We start from the raw sequence: 17,647 nt of genomic DNA, 5'->3' as shown, positions 1-17,647 counted from the left end.
ATGAAACGCATCAGGTTTTCAATGAAGAAACAAGGCTTACCTCCTATTTTTTGCTTCCCGATTCGTTAGCGTCCTTCAAGCAACTCCGCCGCCTGATCCAGCAACACCAAAGGCTCTTTAGCCTTATGAATATCCACTGACAACAACTGCCGAAACTTGCGCGCCCCCGGAAAACCGGTGCCCAGCCCCAGCACATGCCGCGTGATATGGTGCATCGAACCACCCGTATGAATATGCGCCGCTATATAAGGCCGCAACTGCGCCAGCGCCTCGGCCCGACTGATCACCGGTGCCGTGCTGCCGAACAGTTGTTGATCCACCTCAGCCATCACATAAGGATTGTGATACGCCTCACGACCCAGCATTACGCCGTCAAACGTCTGTAGATGTTCGTGGCAGGCTTCCAACGTCTTGATCCCGCCGTTGAGAATAATCTCCAGCTCTGGAAAGTCCTTCTTCAACTGCGCCGCCACGTCATAACGCAGTGGCGGAATGTCGCGGTTCTCCTTCGGCGACAATCCCTCCAGAATCGCGATCCGCGCATGCACCGTAAAACTGGTGCAACCGGCATCCCGAACCGTGCCGACGAAATCACACAACTCCTCGTAGCTGTCCCGCCCATTGATCCCGATACGATGTTTCACCGTCACCGGAATCGACACCGCATCGCGCATCGCCTTCACGCAATCGGCCACCAACTGCGGATGCCCCATCAGCACCGCGCCGATCATGTTGTTCTGCACCCGATCACTCGGGCAGCCGACATTCAGGTTTACCTCGTCGTAACCATGCTCCTGCGCCATGCGCGCGCAAGCGGCCAGGTCCAGCGGAACACTGCCGCCGAGTTGCAGGGCAAGCGGGTGTTCGGCTTCGTTGTGACGCAGGAAGCGGTCGTGGTCACCATTCAGGAGTGCGCCGGTGGTGACCATTTCGGTGTAGAGGAGGGCGTTTTTGGATAGCAGGCGCAGGAAATACCTGCAATGTCTGTCCGTCCAATCCATCATCGGGGCGACGGAAAAGCGGCGGGAGAGTGAAGCTGTTTGTTGGGACATTGGGGAATCTGAATCAGGAAGACGAAGGGCCGCAGTTTATCAGGGATGAGGTGGCGGGTTGACACCTGTTCTTCGGTAGTGATTTTACCTTGGTAGCCTTCTTTTACCGCTAGTTTGATCTGCGCAGTCAACGTTCGCTCGTGCTCGATGTAGTTGCTACGCATGTTCCTGCCAGTGATCACAAATAAATCGAACATTTTTTGCCCATCATGCGCTGCTTCTCGAACATCCAGAGCCATGTATTCATTCATAAGTGAAGCTCCGTTAACTCAAGGGATCTATCACTCCAATTGCAACGAGTCGCCAAACCGTAACGCTATTCCAGCGCTGGTGGGACTATAAGCTTCATGACAAAAACGCTGCAATGGCCAGACGTACGGACCGTTCCGAGTGTCGTGTAGGACGTTGCTCTTTTGATAGTTTTTCAAGGGAACGTGATTTTTTGCAGAAAGAAACCACAAAAGCTGAACAAATGCTGTCGCCCTGCGAAGTTTCAAAATCCCCGCGGGTTCGCGGTCTACGATGAGGACTAACGGCCGCATCACCACGCTCTCTGCCCACAGGAAAACTGAAATATGACCCCGAACCTCTTCAAAGTCGTGATGATCGCCGGTGCTTTGCTGTTGAGTGCGTGCTCGGGTGTGAGCTCCTAAAGCAATTATTCGGAAGACCTCCAGCCGTCTGCCGGCTTTGGCCCGGGCCCAACCCACAACCCGAGTAAGTTGAGTTTCCATGGCAGTGCGCTTGGTAGCAGCTTCGGCGAGTACAGTTCGGGGTTGTTGCACGACGATTGAGGTGTGACGCAACGGCGAGTTGTTCATGCCGTTGCACGTTCAGATGATCGGCTCCTGCTTAGGGGTGGTGCGGCTATTCTGCACCCACTCGACCCTACACCCAGGCTGGCCTTGAAGGTATAGGGCTTGTAGTCACCCGTGGTGCTCATCCCGCTTCCATGGTGGATTTGATTAGTCGCTTGGCGTAACACCTGAAGCTGATGCGGTGCTCAATGGAAAATAAACACTAAACACCGTCCCGTCTTCCAGACTTGAACTCACTGAAACATCCCCGCCATGCGCCTTGGCGATTTCCCTGACAATAAACAACCCAAGCCCGACGCTGCGCACATCACTGTCAGCCTCTGTGCCGCGGGTCATCGGCTCAAACAGCACGGCCATCAACGCTTGCGGAATGACCGGCCCGTAGTTGTGCACCGACACAACGGCCTGGTCTTCTTCCCGGCGGGAGGTCACTGTGATCGGCTGCTTCAAATCCCCGTAAGCCACGCTGTTGGCCACGAGGTTGCCGATGATTTGCTGCACACGATCAGCGTCCAAGGAAGCCGGGCCGGAACCAACGGACAGGTGCAGCAGCGTTGCTTGCGGAAACGCCACACGCAGTTCGTCGACGCTGCGACTCACGAATGCATGCAAATCCTGTGATGAAAGGGAGATCGCGATGCCGCTCCCGACCCCGGCCAGCGCCAAGTCAAGCAGGTCAGCGATCATGCGTTGGGCGCGGCCTGCCGACTGGCCGATGTGGCCGAGCAGTTTGGTTTCTTTGGCTGTGCGATCAGTACGGGCGAGGATGTCGGCAGCCATTTTGATCGCGGTCAGCGGGTTTTTCAGGTCGTGGCTGACGATGGCGACCATTTGCTCGGCGAAGGACGCGCGGCGTTGGGCTTTTTCATAAGCCAGGTTCAGTTCGGCCTGGGCTTGCTGAAGAGCGTTTTCGGCGGCGGTTTTTTCGCGCAGCAGGCCCTCGGCGATTTTCCGCGCGTTCAGCAGTTCACGTTCGTACTTGTCGCGGTCGGTCGTGCCGAACAGCGCCAGTTCGTTGAACGCGCCGTTGGCGTGCTCGCGCCGGACGCCGTTGAGCAGCATGGTGACGGTGTGTTTGTCTTGATGAACCAGGTCGAGTTTTACTTCGGCGACCGAGCCTTGCATTCGCATCAGTGGCGCCCAGTGGGTTTGATGGAAAATCCGTCCGCCCATGGTCAGCAGGTCCTGAAATCGCTTGCCGCACAGTTCGAGCTGACTGAAGCCGATCCAGTTGCTGAACGTCTGATTGCTGCGCAGAATCGTGCCGTCCTCTTTAGTCACCACCAATCCGCAGGGCGCTTCTTCGAACAATATCTGCGGGTCTGGCTGATCAGTCGACATGCGCGCCTGCCCACGGCGACAGGAAGCTGTTCATGGCTTCAGAGCAGGCGCTGGGCGCGCTCATGTGTGGGCAGTGGCCCACGTTGTCCACCATGCAAAGCGTGCTGTTGGGGAGTACGCCGTGCAGGTATTCACCCACGGCAATCGGGGCGATGAGGTCGTCGGTAGATTGCAGAATCAGCGCCGGCGTGGTCAGGCCGGCGACGTCCTGGCGGTTGTCCGACAGGAATGTCACTCGGGCGAATTGCTTGGCGATCTCGGGTTCGGTGCGGCAGAAACTGTTGGTGAGTTCTTCGCCCAACGCCGGTTGGCCGGGCGCGCCCATGATGACGGGGGCCATGGTGCTGGACCAGCCGAGGTAGTTGCTGTCGAGGGTGTCGAGCAGCGAATGAATGTCTTCGAGTTTGAAGCCGCCGACGTAGTCGTCGGAATTGATGTAGCAGGGCGAAGGACCGATCATCACGTGGGCGGCGATGGTGCCGGGGGACTGGCGATCCGCCAACGCAGCGATCATGGCGCTGACGGAGTGGCCGACCACAATCACCGGGCCGCTGGCGAACTGATCGATGATTTCACCGAGATCCTGGGCGTAGCCGTTCAGCGAATTGTATTTTTCTCGGTCGTACGCGCCAAGATCCGATTGGCCTGCACCGACAAGGTCATACAGCACGACCTTGAAACGACCCGTAAAGTCGTTGACGAGATAACGCCACATGGTTTGATCGCAGCCAAAGCCGTGGGAGAAGATCAGCGTTGCCGGACCCTCGCCCATTACGTTGACGTTGTTGCGATGTTGAAGGTCCATGCGTCTTGTCCCGGGCGAGCCAAAGGTATTTCTGGCGTCCTCGGCAGTTTAGATAGTCAAAGACGTCCGGTCACGCATCCTTTAAAGATCAGTCCTGCCCATTTCCGGGCTCAGCGTTCCCAGCCAAGCCACCAACCCCACAATTAACACCGCTGCCGCCAATTCCGCAAACATACTGCGTCGCAAAGCGTTGGCGGCAAAGACGTATTGCCCCTCCCGCAACGACCGCTCCAACAACGGCCCAAGGTGGAACCGGTTCAACGCTGCAAGCATCAGCATCCCGACAAACAACACCACTTTGATGAACAGCAAAACCCCGTAGGTGGTGAGCAGCACGGCATCAAGCTTCGGCCCCGCGATGAACAGGTAATTCACGACGCCCGTGACCGTGATGACGACCACGATCACCGCGCCCACCCATTCAAATCGATTGACAGACCGAGCCAGCAATCTGATGCGTTCCTCGGTTTGCAGTGCATCGATTTTCGCCATCAACGCGAACGCGACCAACGCCCCTAGCCACGCTCCCGCCGCCAGCAGATGCAGAATGTCCGCCGCCAAATGCCAATACCGACGACTGCCTTCCATCGCCCCATGACCGTTCCACACCAAGGAAGCGAGGGCGATGCCGCCAGCAACAGCGGCGATGATCAAACTGATGCCAGGTGCGCGGTGGTTGAGCATCAGCGCCCAACCGGCCAGCACCAGCGCGACGATGCGCACGAGCCAGGCCAGTCCCACGTCCGTCTCCCACACCATCATTTCGATGTGCGGGCGCAACTCAGTGAAATCCGACTCACCACTCATGCCGCTGACCATCATCACCATGCTGGCGATCGACAACAACACACCCAGCATCGCCGTCCCCACGAGCATCGACCGAAACGGCAGTATTGCTCCGGACACGCGCTCCTGGCCCTTGAGGCTGTAGAGCCCAAACAAACCCAGCCCAAACAGCACCATCAAATCCACATACAACCCAAACCGCAGGGCAATGCCGACCCAGTCACTCATCAATCACTTCACTTTGAACGTGACGTTGCCGGTGATCGGGTGTGTATCCGAAGACACCGCACGCCATTCGACTTTGTAAGTGCCGGCAGGCAGCGGCGAGATCGGGGTGATGACCATGGTTTTCGGATCACTGCCGCCGGTAACTTTGGCCTTCATTGGCATCGGGGCGTGGGCCATACCAGGCATTTCCGTCATGACCAGTTTTGCACCGGAAAACTGCGTCATGAGACTTTCGGAAAAGTGCAGTTCGATCTTGCTCGGTGCCGCGCCATCAGCACCTTCGGCCGGGGTGGATGAGAGCAGTTTCGGGTGCGCCTGAGCCAGCGTGCTCATAAGTACGCCGAAGACAACAGCGGTGGTTTTTGTTGTGCGCATGCAAGGCCTCTTTGCCGCTCGAAGCGGCGGGTTTTTGATGATTGAGGTTTAGAACCACAGCCGAACGCCGAGAACGAGGCGTGTTTCACTGCGATCCTCGCCATCGTCCTTGGCGTAATCGGCGGTTCTGCCGTAGGTGCGGTTCCAGGTCACGCCGATGTATGGGGCGATTTCCCGGCGAATTTCATAGCGTAACCGCAGCCCGGCTTCGGTGTTGGACAGTCCGGAACCAATGCCTCGTTGCGGATCGTTTTTGCTGTAAACATTCAGCTCGGCAGTTGGCTGCAGAATAAGCCGGTTGGTCAGCAGGATGTCGTAGTCACCTTCCAGCCGCGCCGCAGTTTGGCCGCCTTCGCCTATGAACGCCGTGGCTTCGGTTTCAAGGTTGTACAGCGCCACGCCTTGCACGCCGAACGCGGCCCACGTCTGCGGCGCGCCGGGCTTGAAGTCCTGGCGCACGCCGCTCACCACGTCCCACCATGGGGAAATGGCGTGTCCCCATAGCGCCTGGATTTCAGCGTCTTCGGTTTTGCCATTGGTGCGCTCGCCTTCGGAGCGCAGCCAAAGGCGATCGATGTCACCGCCGATCCAGCCCGATAAATCCCAGGCCAGCGCACTGCCGTCGTTGGCGTCCTGCCATTCGAGTTTGTCGGCGAGAAAATAGTGGTTAAGCGTGGAGTCATGCACGTTATGGCCGCCGGGGTCGACGAACACGGCGGCGCGGTCTACGTCGGTCAACGGCGGGATCGGCGTGCGGCTTTCGGTTGGCGCGGCGGGCTGCATCTGACCGTCGTCCATGCTTTGCATCTGGCCAGCGTCCATACCCGGCATCTGGCTGTGATCCATGCCTGGCATGTCAGCCGTGGCCGCCATCGCCGAAGAAACTAACAGGCCCACCGTAAAAATGGTCAAAAAAAACGAAGTAAGACTGGTCATGGGTAGCGCCTCATTCTTCCACGCGGACTTCACGGAACATGCCCATTTCCATGTGGTACAGGAGATGGCAGTGATAGGCCCAGCGGCCGAGTGCATCGGCGGTCACCCGATAGCTGCGTCGGGTTCCGGGCGGCATGTCGATGGTGTGTTTGCGCACCATGAACTCGCCGTTCTCGTCTTCGAGGTCACTCCACATACCGTGCAAGTGGATGGGGTGGGTCATCATTGTGTCGTTGACCAGCACGATGCGCACGCGCTCGCCGTATTTGAGGCGCAGCGGCTCGGCGTCGGAGAACTTCACACCGTTGAACGACCACGCGAACTTCTCCATGTGACCGGTGAGGTGCAGCTCGAGGGTTCGACTCGGGTCGCGACCGTCCGGGTCTTCGAAGGTGCTGCGCAGGTCGGAATAGGTCAGAACGCGGCGGCCGTTGTTGCGCAGACCCAGGCCGGGATCGTTGAGTTTGGGGGCAGTGGTCATGGCTTGCATGTCCACCAGCGGGTTGTCATTTTCAGTTGCGGGATGCGATTGCATCGCGCCCATGGCGCTGTGATCCATGCCGGCCATATCGCCCATGCTGCCGTGATCCATCCCGCCCATGCCCATGTCATCCATGGTTACCAACGGTCGCGGATCAAGTGCAGGCACCGGTGCAGACAAACCTGCTTTCGCCGCAAGCGTGCCGCATGCGTAGCCGGTGCGATCCATCGACTGGGCAAACAAGGCGTAAGCGTCCAGAGTCGGCTCGACAATCACATCAAACGTCTCCGCCACCGCAATGCGAAACTCGTCGACGCTTACCGGTTTGACGTACTGCCCGTCCGCCGCGACCACCGTCATTTTCAGCCCAGGAATGCGCACGTCGAAGTAGGTCATGGCGGAGCCGTTGATAAAGCGCAGCCGCAGTTTTTCACCCGGCCGGAACACGCCCGTCCAGTTCGAGTCCGGTGCCTGGCCGTTCATCAAATAGGTGTAAGCGGCGCCGCTGACGTCAGCGAGGTCTGTGGGATTCATCTTCATTTCGGCCCACATCTTCCGATCGGCGACGGTGGAAGCCCAACCGTTCTCGCTGACGTCGTGGATGAAATCACCCACGGTGCGCTTGTTGTAGTTGTAGTAGTCCGACTGTTTTTTCAACGTTTTCATCAGACCAGCCGCGTCTTCGTCGGTCCAGTCGGTCAGCATCACTACGTAATCGCGGTCGTACTGGAAGGGCTCCGGCTCCTTGGCGTCGATGACCAAAGGGCCGTAAACGCCGGACTGCTCCTGAAGGCCCGAATGGCTGTGATACCAGTAAGTGCCGTTCTGCCGGACCTTGAATTGATAGACGTACAGACCGCCAGGTTCGATGCCGTGAAAACTCAGGCCTGGCACGCCGTCCATGTTGGCCGGTAGCAAAATGCCGTGCCAGTGAATGGAGGTGTTTTCCTTGAGTCTGTTCTTCACCCGCAACGTGACCGTGTCACCTTCTCGCCAGCGCAGCAGCGGGCCGGGAATGCCGCCGTTGATGGTGATCGCGGTGCGCGGATTGCCGGTGATATTAACCGGGGTTGTGCCGATGAACAGGTCGAAATCGCGGCCCGCCAACATCTGAGGTTCGCCAGGGCTGGTGACCGCCCACACAGGCGTACGCCATAACCCGAGGCCACCAAGCAGTCCGCCCGCGGCCAACCCCTTTACGAAGGTGCGTCTTGAAGTGTTGGAGTGCATGCCGTTTTATTCCCGATCTGCCAGTTGGGAGACAACTTGAAGACGAGGCTAGCGGATGATGCCTTTCAGAAGGCTGAGGCGCAGATTACAGTTTTGACAGGTTCACGCGGCTTTCAGCGGTTGGTGGAAAGTTTGGAGGCCGACGCCACCGTCCCGCTCCCGCAATTGATATATGAAGATTTTTTCAACCAGCGTTGATCCGGGTAGTACGAAAACAACAACTGCCCATCTTTCATCGAATCAATCAGCTTGTGCGCAATCGCCGGTCGCACGGCCGGGCAGCCCAGACTTCGACCAATTCGCCCATTCGCCCGCGCCAGCACCGGGCTGACGTACGGCGCGCCGTGAATCACGATCGCGCGGTCAAACGCATTGTCGTTGAAGCCCGGCTCCAGACCTTCCATGCGCAACGAATAACCGTTCTGCCCGACGTAACTCTGTTGCGTGCGGTACAACCCGAGGCTGGTGGCAAAGCTCTCGTTTTGGTTGGAAAAATTGACGGCCATGTTCTCGCCGCTGTTGCGTCCGTGGGCGACCAGTTCATGAAACAGCAACTTGCGCTTCTTTAAATCGAACACCCAAAGCCGCTGTTCGGTCGAAGGCAGGGAATAATCAATAACTGCAAGTCTTTGGACAGGAGCCGCGCCTTGAGCGATGCTGCATCGCGAGGCGCGAACGGCGAGGTTTATGACGTTGGCGTTGGCTTTCGGGGCCGCTTTGATAAGGGCGGCCGCGAGCGAATCGGCGTAGGCTGACGGTACGGACATTGCAGTCAGTAGCAAGGCCGGCAGTAGATAGCCAAAACGTAGTGGCGCCATATGGATGTCTCATCATGTTAAGTTCGAGTCTAGCAGTGTGTTGAAAGCCAGGCGTTGAATGCGGGAGATTAAGGATTATTCATGGTGCTTTTAACAAGGTTATTCGTCATAAGCCGCGTATTTTTTATGGGCTTTCTGATCAGCGGCAGCGTGTTTGCAGAAACTTCGCCGATTGAGCCGATAATTGCGCCAAGCTCCGTTATCACGGCCGCAGCGGACGATAACGTCGGCCAGGCGATTCAAGCGTCCCTTGAGCCGCTGAAAACCGCATTTCCGCCGATGCTGACTTCACCGCGTAATCGGCGGGTGGATGTCAGTCGTTTGGTCATGGATTTCTACGCACATCGCGCCTATCGCGCCGCGTGGACGAATGACGGTGACGTCGCACAATTGATCGCCAGCCTGAGCGCGACTGAAGCCGATGGGTTGAACCCGACGGATTTTCATATCGATGAGTTGGTCAGGTCTCACGCCGCGATGCAGACCATGCCGGTCACGTCCGAGCAACGGGCGGCCTTTGATATGGCGACGACGCATACCTTTATTACCGCGCTGCTGCAATTGCGGCGGGGCAAGGTCGATCCTTCGCGGCTCGACATCCATTGGAATTTTGACGCTGACGGCGTCGACCCGCGCGACGACGTCAATGCTTTCTTCGCGGCGCTCGACAATCACGATGTAGCGAAGGCTTTTGCTCAAGCGCCGCCGCAAGAAGCGGTGTACGTGGGGTTACGCCAGGCGCTGGCGCAATTGCGCAGTGTTCGCGATCGTGGCGGTTGGCCAAAAGTGGTTGTAGATCATTCGCTCAAACCTGGCATGGACGAACCGGCTGTCGCGCAGTTGCGCGCCCGGATGGTCGCAGCAGGATTTCTCGACCCGCGATTGATCCACGGAACGAAGTACGACGGCGCCGTCACCGCGGCGGTGAAGAAGTATCAGAATGAGCAATACCTCGGCGCAGATGGCATGGCGGGGGCGACGACGCTGGCGGCGTTGAATGTGCCCGTTGACGCGCGCATTGACCAGGTGCGGGTGAACATGGAGCGGGCGCGTTGGCTGCTTTACAAACTTCAAGGTACGTTCGTTATCGTTGATATCGCCGGCTACAAAGTGGCGATGTACCGTGATGGTCAGCCGATCTGGCGTTCCCGGGTGCAGGTCGGCAAGGCGGCGCGCAATACGCCGATCTTTCAGGCGCAGATTACCTACATCACGTTTAACCCGACCTGGACGGTGCCGCCGACTATCCTCAAGGAAGATGTGCTGCCGAAGATTCAGACCAATCCGGGCTACCTGGCCGCCAACCATATCCGCGTAATTGATCGCGAAGGCACCGAGCTGGATCCATCGACCGTCGACTGGACCAGCCCGCGTGGCATCAGCTTGCGTCAGGACGCCGGGCCGGACAGCTCGCTGGGTCAGGTGGTGATCCGCTTCCCCAACGATTATGCGATTTACCTTCACGACACGCCGCATCGCGAATTGTTTGCCAAGACTGTCCGCGCGACCAGTTCGGGCTGCATCCGGGTGGAAAACCCGCTGCAACTGGTGGAGCTGCTGTTCAACGACCCGGTTAAATGGAACAGCGCCGGTATCCAGAAACAGCTGGCTAACGGCAAGACCGAGAACATTCGGCTGCCGGTGAAAGTGCCAGTGTTGTTGGCTTATTGGACAGTGGATTTGGGCAGTGACGGGCGTGTGGCATTCAAACCAGATGTGTACGGCTACGATGCGCCAGTGCTGCGAGCGTTGAACCGACCTGCGCAAATGCCTGTGTTGAATCTACAGGCGGCGACGGCCTCGGTAAGGACAGGGCAGTAACTGGGTCAAATGAACGTTCGGCGCATCCATCCTGTTGTTCTGCCTGCGCACAAGCCCGTTTGCACAGTGGAAGCGACGCCTGTCCAAAGGACAATTGCCCAACATCATCCCGTAGACTAAGCTCGCAAACATTAAGGGTTTTGGGCCTCCGCCCATGCCTTGCCCTTGCAGGACGAGCTTTTGCCTATCTCCCATGACGACCCGCGCCACGCCAGTGGTGTCGCTTTGAAACGGCTACCCCTGCGAAAGGCGGCGGTGCTGTTTATTATGGTGGTGTGTCTGTGCCTTTGCGGTTTGCTCTACCTGCAACTGGAGCAATCGCGCCGACACGACCTCGCGGTGGCCGAAGTGGCGTCATCGAACCTGACGCGCGCCATGGCTCAACAGGCCGAAGACACGTTCATGAAAGCCGATCTGGTGTTGACCAGTCTGGCGGACTGGATTCAGCTCGACGGGTTCGCCCCGACACAGATCCCGCGTCTACAGAAAACGTTTGCCCGGCGGGTGCAGACGCTCAGTCAGTTGCACGGGATCTTCCTGTTCGATCAAAAGGGGCAATGGGTTGTCACCTCATTCGAGGATTTACCCCGTGGCCCCGGCGTGGCAGACCGCGATTATTTCCTGTTTCACCAGCAGAACGTATCGTCCGTGGCGCACATCGGACCAGCGATTCGCAGTCGCGTGAATAGCGAGTGGATCATCCCGGTTTCAAAACGGGTCAATGACAAGGACGGCCATTTTCAGGGCATTTTGCTGGCCGGCATCAAAATGTCCTACTTTGATCAGTTTTTCAAAAGCTTCAGCATCGATGACGATGGCTCTATTTTCCTGGCGCTGACCGACGGAACACTGCTGGCACGGCGACCGTTCGTGGAATCGCAGATCGGCCAGTCACTGGCCAAAGGGGAGATTTTCAGCCATCTGGCTGGCGCCATGTCCGGCAACGCCATGATTGGTTCTGTACTTGATGGCACAGTTCGCTTGCATAGCTACCGGCAACTCGATGCGTATCCGCTGGTGGTGTCCGCAGCCTCGTCCAGGGAATCGATTCTCAAGGGTTGGTACGAAACAGCATTTCAATCCAGCCTCATTGTGGCCCTCGTTGTGCTGGGTGTGGGGCTGTTCGGTTGGGTCTTCGTGCGCCAGGTGCGCCTCGGTGAACGGGTCGAGAAGGATTTGCGCAAGGCCAAGGAGGCGCTGAAGCTGATCGCGACCCATGACAGCCTGACGGGCCTGGGCAATCGCCGACTGTTCGAGCAGGCGCTGGACATCGAGTTTGGCCGTGGCGCCCGGCAATCGAGTCCGCTCAGCCTGATCATGCTCGATATCGATTACTTCAAGCGCTACAACGATGCTTACGGCCACGTTGCGGGTGACCATTGCCTGGCAGAAGTGGCGAGGGCGGTGAAGAGTTGCTGCCATCGAACAGCCGATCTGGCGGTGCGTTACGGCGGTGAGGAGTTCGCCGTGTTGCTGCCGGATACAGATATTCATGGCGCGCTGGTCATTGCCGAGCAGATCCGCCACAGCGTCATGACCCGCAACATCAACCATAGCGGTGCGCCTAGCGGTTACGTGACCGTCAGCCTCGGCTGTTATGCCTTCGTACCGACGCGCCTGGACAGCACCGAAGTGTTCATCGAGCGCGCGGACGCGGCGTTGTATCACGCCAAGCATTCCGGGCGAAACCGTTCGGCGGTGCTGTCAATGGACGGTGGCGTCGGGGAGTTAATGCGCTCTGATCGCTGATGACGTCGGCTCTAGCGCCCCGTGATTTGATAATCCAGCTGCTGCCTAACGCAACCACTGGAATGTGTGGATGTCACACGCAGAACACACTTTTCCGGAGCGCTGGCTCATGAAGAATTTGCGAATTGCAACGTTCAACGTCAATGGCATGCGCGCCCGACTGCCGAACCTGCTGACTTGGCTGGAGAAGGAGAAACCGGACATTGCCTGCCTGCAGGAGCTCAAGTCGGTGGACAGTGCGTTTCCCGCCGCAGAACTTGAGGCGGCCGGCTACGGCGCGATATGGCAGGGTCAGTCATCGTGGAACGGGGTAGCGATTCTGGCGCGGGACGCGCAACCGCTGGAGAGTCGCCGCGGTCTGCCGGGCGACGACGGCGATACCCACAGTCGGTATCTGGAGGCCGCCGTGCACGGCGTGCTGGTGGGCTGTTTGTACCTGCCCAATGGCAATCCGCAGCCGGGGCCGAAGTTCGATTACAAACTGGCCTGGTTCGAGCGGTTGATCGCATACGCCAAGGATCTCCAGAGCAGCGATCACCCGGTGGTGTTGGCTGGCGACTACAACGTGGTGCCGACCGACCTGGACATCTACAACCCGCGCTCCTGGCTCAAGGATGCGCTACTGCAACCGGAAAGCCGCGAGTGCTATCAACGGTTGCTGGATCAGGGCTGGACTGATTCCCTGCGTCATCTGTATCCGGAGGATCGGCTCTACACGTTCTGGGACTATTTCCGACAACACTGGCAGAAAAACTCCGGGTTGCGAATCGATCATCTGCTGCTCAACCCGGCGCTGAGTCCTTACCTGCAAGAGGCCGGTGTCGATGCCTGGGTGCGCAACGAGCCGCATGCCAGCGACCATGCACCGACGTGGATTCAACTGGGTTCGCGCAAGCGGCGTTGATCTCCGTGAGTGGCGATTGGCGAAATCAATTGTCGGTCGCACCGCTTTATCCTTTATACATGGCGCCCATCAGCGGAGAGATCCGCGGCCCCGTGCCTAAGGACCGAGCAATGAGCGAGCCACGTCTGAGCAACCTTGCGTTATACCTGCAACGTCTGGGGTTCGATGCGCCACCGGCACCAACCCTGGAAACCTTGCGCCAATTGCAGTTTCGTCACACCGGTGCTTTCGCGTTCGAGAACCTCACCACGTTATCCGGTGAGCCGGTACTCATCGACTTGCCATCCATCGAGCGAAAAATCCTGCACGATGGCCGTGGTGGTTATTGCTACGAACTCAACAACCTGTTCCTGACGCTGCTTCAGGCGTTGGGTTTCGACGCTCGCGGAATCTCCGGCCGCGTGGTCATGGGCCAGCCCGAGGGCGCCTGGACCGCGCGTACGCACCGGTTGAGCCTGGTCACCCTCGAGGGCGTGCGCTACATCACCGATGTGGGTTTCGGCGGCATGGTCCCCACCACGCCGCTGGTGCTCGACACGCCGCACGAGCAACTCACACCTCACGAACCCTATCGCATCGAACAGCACGTAGACGGCTACACCTTGCGCGCCAACGTCGCCGGTGAATGGCGGGCGATGTACATCTTCGACCTGCAGCGCCAGGAAGGTATCGATTACGCCGTCGGTAACTGGTACGTATCGACCCATCCCGAATCATCTTTTGCCAAACAGCTGATGGTGGCGCGCACAGGTGAAGGCTGGCGGCGCACGCTGAACAACGGCAGTTTTGCGATCCACCGGATAGGCAGCGAGAGCGAGCGGCGACAGGTCGCGGATGTGGAGGATCTGGTTGCGTTGCTGAAGAGCGAATTCGGGATTCAGGTGCCGGAGCATGCACGGTTGAGGCAAGTGCTTGGGCGGTTGATCGAGCCCGCCTAGGGGCGAGCGTCAGGCTCCATCATTCGATGGATTTCGCTGACGGCGTCCAGCAATTTTTCCTCCAGACTTTTCAGGTCAGTGGGCGTTATCCCTTTTTTGAGATGCCCGGTTTCGGCAGGTTTGCCTTTTTCATTGAGCAATGCGTGACGGAGCGTGTTGTTGATCACAGTCTGGTAGCCATATCCCTCGCTTTCAGCGAGTGAGCGAGCAGCTTCTATGACCGCTTCGTCCAGCATGATGGTAATGCGGGTTTTGCCTTTGCTGGAGGCAACTGCTCCACGCTTGGCACTGCTGAAGTCGTATTCATCTTTCATTAATCAAGCCTCCAGATAGCGGCGACGCTCATTTTTCGTGGCGATGCGCGCCGAAATGATTCGAACGAAATTCGGATCGCGGTAAGTGTACGCGACGACCAGCAAGCGTCCCTTTGCGTCCAGCCCCATGGTGATCCATCGCTGTTCATCGTGATGATCGTCCTGAAACGTCAGTGCTCGTTCGTCATGGAACACGGCTTCAGTCTCTGCGAGGCTGATGCCTTGATGCTTCAGTTTGTTCGCCGCGTTTTTAGCCTTGTGATATTGAATTTCGAATGACTTCATTATGCATACTTTATATGTATAAAAAAGAGCGCGACCCTACCGGTGGTCGCCAGGAACTCAAAAGATTAGCGGGAGATGTGAGGGGGCTTGGGAGGGATATATTTCAAGTTTTATTGAAGGATGCTGTGGGTGGTCACTGGGCGGGGATGGACACATGTCCATCATCCGGCTGAATAGTTGTATACAACTCTATAGACATTTGTCCTGAGTATTGCATACAGTGTGCGCATAACAAAAACCAGGGAACCCCCCAATCATGAAAACGCCCCATGTTTCACACCAACGGCCTGAGGATGAAAACCTCGGGGTCGGCGCGAATATGGCTTACGGCCTGCAACATGTTCTGACCATGTACGGCGGTATCGTCGCGGTGCCTTTGATCATCGGCCAGGCGGCCGGGCTCTCGCCGGCGGACATCGGTTTGTTGATTGCTGCTTCATTGTTTGCGGGGGGCTTGGCGACCTTGCTGCAGACCCTCGGTTTACCGTTTTTCGGCTGCCAGTTGCCGCTGGTACAGGGTGTCTCGTTCTCTGGCGTCGCGACCATGGTGGCGATCGTCAGCAGCGGCGGGGAGGGCGGATTCCAGTCGATTCTCGGGGCGGTGATTGCCGCATCCCTGATCGGTTTGCTGATCACGCCGGTGTTCTCGCGAATCACCAAATTCTTTCCGCCGCTGGTAACGGGCATCGTAATCACGACCATTGGCCTGACGCTGATGCCGGTGGCCGCGCGCTGGGCCATGGGCGGCAACAGCCATGCGCCGGATTTCGGCAGCATGGCCAATATCGGCCTTGCAGCGGTCACGCTGGTGCTGGTCTTGCTACTTAGCAAGATCGGGAGCGCGACCATCTCCCGTTTGTCGATCCTACTGGCGATGGTCATCGGTACGATCATCGCGGTGTTTCTCGGCATGGCAGACTTCTCGTCGGTCACCCAAGGCCCGATGTTCGGCTTCCCGACGCCGTTCCACTTCGGCATGCCAACCTTCCACTTCGCCGCGATCCTGTCGATGTGCATCGTGGTCATGGTGACGCTGGTGGAAACCTCGGCGGACATTCTCGCCGTCGGCGAAATCATCGACACCAAGGTCGACTCCAAACGCCTGGGCAACGGTTTGCGCGCCGACATGCTGTCGAGCATGATCGCGCCGATCTTCGGCTCCTTCACCCAAAGCGCGTTCGCCCAGAACGTCGGGCTGGTGGCCGTGACCGGGATCAAGAGCCGTTTCGTGGTAGCCACCGGCGGGTTGTTCCTGGTGATCCTCGGCCTGCTGCCTTTCATGGGGCGGGTCATCGCCGCCGTGCCCACCTCCGTACTCGGCGGCGCCGGAATCGTGTTGTTTGGCACCGTGGCGGCCAGCGGAATTCGCACGCTGTCCAAGGTCGATTACCGCAACAACGTCAACCTGATCATCGTCGCCACCTCCATCGGTTTCGGCATGATCCCCATCGCCGCGCCAAATTTCTACGACCACTTCCCAAGCTGGTTCGCGACGATTTTCCATTCGGGAATCAGCTCCTCCGCGATCATGGCGATCGTGCTGAACCTGACCTTCAACCACCTCACTGCCGGCAACTCTGATCAGCAGTCGGTGTTTGCGGCCGGTACTGAGCGGGTGTTGCGTTATCAGGACCTGGCCGCGTTGCGCGAAGGGGATTACTTCAGCGAAGGCAAGTTGCGCGACTGTGAAGGGAAAGAGATTCCGGTGATAGAGGCGGACCCTGGGCATGGGGAGTCACGGGCGGTGCATGCGAAAAGCAGTGAACATGTCTGAGTAGAAGAAAATTGTAGGATCGAGCTCGCTCCTACAAAAACGCCCACAAAAAAGCCCCTGAACCGTTTGATTCAGGGGCTTTTCGTTGTTGCTGTCTGGCTCCACGACCTGGACTCGAACCAGGGACCCAGTGATTAACAGTCACTTGCTCTACCAACTGAGCTATCGCGGAATGGCGTGTATGTTACTGATTCGAAAAGAGAAGTCAAGCACCTGTTAACAACTTGAGGGATTCATCGGGACGGACGGTGGTTTCTCGGCGATTGGCGGTTACCAGAACCGCATCAGCGGTCTACCATGGCCGCCCGGAAGTGGTTACACGCGCTGCCGGCCATTCGCCGAAAAAGGTACGCGCCATGAATGACCCATCCCTCGCATCCCGAAGCAACGGGGTGTTCGCATGAGTATCGCTCAGATCAGCCTGCCCAAAGGGGTCGGCCCCCACGCCGAAAAACTGTTCGACGCCATCACTCAGGCCAGCACCGCTGACGAATTGAACCGCGCAGGTGGCAAGGCCGAAGGTTTTGTCCTGGGCCTGGAAAGCACCAAGGCCATCAAAAGCCAGGTCGCTGAGTCGCTGTACGTCGCTTATGACGATGCGGCCAGCCAGCGCGCGAACGAACTGGCTTAACCGCCGAAGGTAACGGTGCCGAGGATCAGTTTGGCGTACAGCATCGTTGCGCCAAGTTGCACCAGCCACAAGGCCAGGCCGCCGAGAAACACACCGGCAGCCACTTGCAGCACCAGGTTATTGCTGCGTTTGGCGGGTGTGCGGGGGATGAAGGCATCCAGGTCATCCCGGTCAGCGCGCAGGTCATCGATTTTCATGTCAGTTCTCGTAGTAATTCCAGGGTGTACATAAATCAAATGTGGCAGCGGGCTTGCTCGCGAAAGCAGTAGTGAACTCAACACATCAATGCCTGAACTGACGCTTTCGCGAGCAAGCCCGCTCCCACATTTGATTTTGTGTGGAGTTTAGAGGGCGCAGCCAC

Annotated in this window: 17 protein-coding genes, 1 tRNA gene and 2 pseudogenes; 7 read left to right on the top strand and 13 right to left on the bottom strand. The window is 58.2% G+C overall.

The features are described from left to right. Positions 1–65: 65 nt before the first annotated feature. On the bottom strand, positions 66–1,052 hold the full coding sequence (gene dusA, locus ACYZT9_RS17830) for a tRNA dihydrouridine(20/20a) synthase DusA (protein WP_462006710.1): 987 nt from the start codon (positions 1,050–1,052) through the stop codon (positions 66–68). Continuing rightward, a pseudogene (locus ACYZT9_RS17825) lies at positions 1,001–1,207 on the bottom strand (hypothetical protein); the annotation flags it as partial. The gene dusA and the pseudogene ACYZT9_RS17825, both read right to left, overlap by 52 nt. Before the next feature lie 420 nt (positions 1,208–1,627). On the opposite strand from ACYZT9_RS17825, the pseudogene ACYZT9_RS17820 reads away from it, so the two are divergent. Continuing rightward, positions 1,628–1,846, top strand: a pseudogene (locus tag ACYZT9_RS17820) (hypothetical protein). A 171-nt stretch (positions 1,847–2,017) separates the two neighbouring features. Here ACYZT9_RS17820 and ACYZT9_RS17815 read toward each other — a convergent pair. The 7 genes from ACYZT9_RS17815 to ACYZT9_RS17785 all read right to left on the bottom strand — a co-directional run bounded on the left by ACYZT9_RS17815 (position 2,018) and on the right by ACYZT9_RS17785 (position 8,870). Beyond that, positions 2,018–3,211 carry a PAS domain-containing sensor histidine kinase gene (locus tag ACYZT9_RS17815; RefSeq protein WP_462006709.1) on the bottom strand — a complete coding sequence of 398 codons (1,194 nt, stop codon included), beginning with the start codon at positions 3,209–3,211 and terminating at the stop codon, positions 2,018–2,020. Further along, positions 3,201–4,016: an alpha/beta fold hydrolase gene (locus ACYZT9_RS17810; protein ID WP_462006708.1), complete on the bottom strand. Its 816-nt coding sequence runs from the start codon at positions 4,014–4,016 to the stop codon at positions 3,201–3,203. Before ACYZT9_RS17810 ends, ACYZT9_RS17815 begins: the two co-directional genes overlap by 11 nt. Positions 4,017–4,097: 81 nt before the next feature. Then, a complete protein-coding gene (copD, locus tag ACYZT9_RS17805; RefSeq protein ID WP_462006707.1) occupies positions 4,098–5,030 on the bottom strand; it encodes a copper homeostasis membrane protein CopD in 933 nt (310 codons plus the stop codon). Between the two features lie 3 nt (positions 5,031–5,033). Further along, complete coding sequence (gene copC / locus ACYZT9_RS17800; RefSeq protein ID WP_462006706.1) at positions 5,034–5,405, bottom strand: copper homeostasis periplasmic binding protein CopC; 372 nt, start codon at positions 5,403–5,405, stop codon at positions 5,034–5,036. A gap of 48 nt (positions 5,406–5,453) precedes the next feature. After that, positions 5,454–6,341 carry a copper resistance protein B gene (locus tag ACYZT9_RS17795; RefSeq protein WP_462006705.1) on the bottom strand — a complete coding sequence of 296 codons (888 nt, stop codon included), beginning with the start codon at positions 6,339–6,341 and terminating at the stop codon, positions 5,454–5,456. Between the two features lie 10 nt (positions 6,342–6,351). Continuing rightward, positions 6,352–8,052: a copper resistance system multicopper oxidase gene (locus ACYZT9_RS17790; protein ID WP_462006704.1), complete on the bottom strand. Its 1,701-nt coding sequence runs from the start codon at positions 8,050–8,052 to the stop codon at positions 6,352–6,354. Positions 8,053–8,165: 113 nt separating this feature from the next. Continuing rightward, positions 8,166–8,870, bottom strand: coding sequence for a murein L,D-transpeptidase catalytic domain family protein (locus tag ACYZT9_RS17785; RefSeq protein ID WP_462006703.1), 705 nt, complete (start codon positions 8,868–8,870; stop codon positions 8,166–8,168). An 81-nt stretch (positions 8,871–8,951) separates the two neighbouring features. On the opposite strand from ACYZT9_RS17785, the gene ACYZT9_RS17780 reads away from it, so the two are divergent. The 4 genes from ACYZT9_RS17780 (at position 8,952) to ACYZT9_RS17765 (ending at position 14,282) form a co-directional block, all read left to right on the top strand. Further along, positions 8,952–10,691, top strand: a complete 1,740-nt coding sequence (locus tag ACYZT9_RS17780) for a L,D-transpeptidase family protein (RefSeq protein ID WP_462006702.1) — start codon at positions 8,952–8,954, stop codon at positions 10,689–10,691. 180 nt (positions 10,692–10,871) lie between these two features. Beyond that, complete coding sequence (locus ACYZT9_RS17775; RefSeq protein WP_462006701.1) at positions 10,872–12,440, top strand: sensor domain-containing diguanylate cyclase; 1,569 nt, start codon at positions 10,872–10,874, stop codon at positions 12,438–12,440. Positions 12,441–12,549: 109 nt separating this feature from the next. Then, positions 12,550–13,344 (top strand): exodeoxyribonuclease III, encoded by a 795-nt coding sequence (gene xth, locus ACYZT9_RS17770; RefSeq protein ID WP_462006700.1) that lies wholly within the window; start codon positions 12,550–12,552, stop codon positions 13,342–13,344. A gap of 110 nt (positions 13,345–13,454) precedes the next feature. Continuing rightward, positions 13,455–14,282 carry an arylamine N-acetyltransferase family protein gene (locus tag ACYZT9_RS17765; protein ID WP_462006699.1) on the top strand — a complete coding sequence of 276 codons (828 nt, stop codon included), beginning with the start codon at positions 13,455–13,457 and terminating at the stop codon, positions 14,280–14,282. Here ACYZT9_RS17765 and ACYZT9_RS17760 read toward each other — a convergent pair. Further along, a complete protein-coding gene (locus ACYZT9_RS17760; RefSeq protein ID WP_462006698.1) occupies positions 14,279–14,596 on the bottom strand; it encodes a BrnA antitoxin family protein in 318 nt (105 codons plus the stop codon). The genes ACYZT9_RS17765 and ACYZT9_RS17760 overlap by 4 nt on opposite strands. Before the next feature lie 3 nt (positions 14,597–14,599). After that, entirely contained in the window at positions 14,600–14,881 is a 282-nt protein-coding gene (locus ACYZT9_RS17755; RefSeq protein ID WP_462006697.1) for a BrnT family toxin, read from the bottom strand. 256 nt (positions 14,882–15,137) lie between these two features. On the opposite strand from ACYZT9_RS17755, the gene ACYZT9_RS17750 reads away from it, so the two are divergent. Further along, positions 15,138–16,655 (top strand): nucleobase:cation symporter-2 family protein, encoded by a 1,518-nt coding sequence (locus tag ACYZT9_RS17750; RefSeq protein WP_462006696.1) that lies wholly within the window; start codon positions 15,138–15,140, stop codon positions 16,653–16,655. A 96-nt stretch (positions 16,656–16,751) separates the two neighbouring features. On the opposite strand, the gene ACYZT9_RS17745 is transcribed toward ACYZT9_RS17750, so the two are convergent. Next, positions 16,752–16,827, bottom strand: a tRNA-Asn gene (locus ACYZT9_RS17745). 228 nt (positions 16,828–17,055) lie between these two features. Between ACYZT9_RS17745 and ACYZT9_RS17740 the strand changes: the two genes are divergently transcribed. Beyond that, the gene (locus ACYZT9_RS17740) at positions 17,056–17,286 is read left to right on the top strand and encodes a hypothetical protein (RefSeq protein ID WP_462006695.1); all 231 of its coding nucleotides are present in this window, start codon (positions 17,056–17,058) and stop codon (positions 17,284–17,286) included. Here ACYZT9_RS17740 and ACYZT9_RS17735 read toward each other — a convergent pair. Then, positions 17,283–17,483 carry a hypothetical protein gene (locus ACYZT9_RS17735; RefSeq protein WP_462006694.1) on the bottom strand — a complete coding sequence of 67 codons (201 nt, stop codon included), beginning with the start codon at positions 17,481–17,483 and terminating at the stop codon, positions 17,283–17,285. The genes ACYZT9_RS17740 and ACYZT9_RS17735 overlap by 4 nt on opposite strands. Between the last annotated feature and the right edge of the window lie 164 nt (positions 17,484–17,647).

Source organism: Pseudomonas sp. ZT5P21 (genome assembly GCF_054897785.1).
The sequence above is the reverse complement of the archived record's forward strand: the minus strand, read 5'-3'. Positions and strand labels throughout refer to the sequence as shown.

Excerpts from the sequence above, each read along its gene's own strand:
- dusA (WP_462006710.1), bottom strand. The coding sequence starts at position 1,052 with ATGTCCCAACAAACAGCTTCACTCTCCCGCCGCTTTTCCGTCGCCCCG.
- ACYZT9_RS17815 (WP_462006709.1), bottom strand. The coding sequence starts at position 3,211 with ATGTCGACTGATCAGCCAGACCCGCAGATATTGTTCGAAGAAGCGCCC.
- ACYZT9_RS17810 (WP_462006708.1), bottom strand. The coding sequence starts at position 4,016 with ATGGACCTTCAACATCGCAACAACGTCAACGTAATGGGCGAGGGTCCG.
- copD (WP_462006707.1), bottom strand. The coding sequence starts at position 5,030 with ATGAGTGACTGGGTCGGCATTGCCCTGCGGTTTGGGTTGTATGTGGAT.
- copC (WP_462006706.1), bottom strand. The coding sequence starts at position 5,405 with ATGCGCACAACAAAAACCACCGCTGTTGTCTTCGGCGTACTTATGAGC.
- ACYZT9_RS17795 (WP_462006705.1), bottom strand. The coding sequence starts at position 6,341 with ATGACCAGTCTTACTTCGTTTTTTTTGACCATTTTTACGGTGGGCCTG.
- ACYZT9_RS17790 (WP_462006704.1), bottom strand. The coding sequence starts at position 8,052 with ATGCACTCCAACACTTCAAGACGCACCTTCGTAAAGGGGTTGGCCGCG.
- ACYZT9_RS17785 (WP_462006703.1), bottom strand. The coding sequence starts at position 8,870 with ATGGCGCCACTACGTTTTGGCTATCTACTGCCGGCCTTGCTACTGACT.
- ACYZT9_RS17780 (WP_462006702.1), top strand. The coding sequence starts at position 8,952 with ATGGTGCTTTTAACAAGGTTATTCGTCATAAGCCGCGTATTTTTTATG.
- xth (WP_462006700.1), top strand. The coding sequence starts at position 12,550 with ATGAAGAATTTGCGAATTGCAACGTTCAACGTCAATGGCATGCGCGCC.
- ACYZT9_RS17765 (WP_462006699.1), top strand. The coding sequence starts at position 13,455 with ATGAGCGAGCCACGTCTGAGCAACCTTGCGTTATACCTGCAACGTCTG.
- ACYZT9_RS17760 (WP_462006698.1), bottom strand. The coding sequence starts at position 14,596 with ATGAAAGATGAATACGACTTCAGCAGTGCCAAGCGTGGAGCAGTTGCC.
- ACYZT9_RS17755 (WP_462006697.1), bottom strand. The coding sequence starts at position 14,881 with ATGAAGTCATTCGAAATTCAATATCACAAGGCTAAAAACGCGGCGAAC.
- ACYZT9_RS17750 (WP_462006696.1), top strand. The coding sequence starts at position 15,138 with ATGAAAACGCCCCATGTTTCACACCAACGGCCTGAGGATGAAAACCTC.
- ACYZT9_RS17740 (WP_462006695.1), top strand. The coding sequence starts at position 17,056 with ATGAGTATCGCTCAGATCAGCCTGCCCAAAGGGGTCGGCCCCCACGCC.
- ACYZT9_RS17735 (WP_462006694.1), bottom strand. The coding sequence starts at position 17,483 with ATGAAAATCGATGACCTGCGCGCTGACCGGGATGACCTGGATGCCTTC.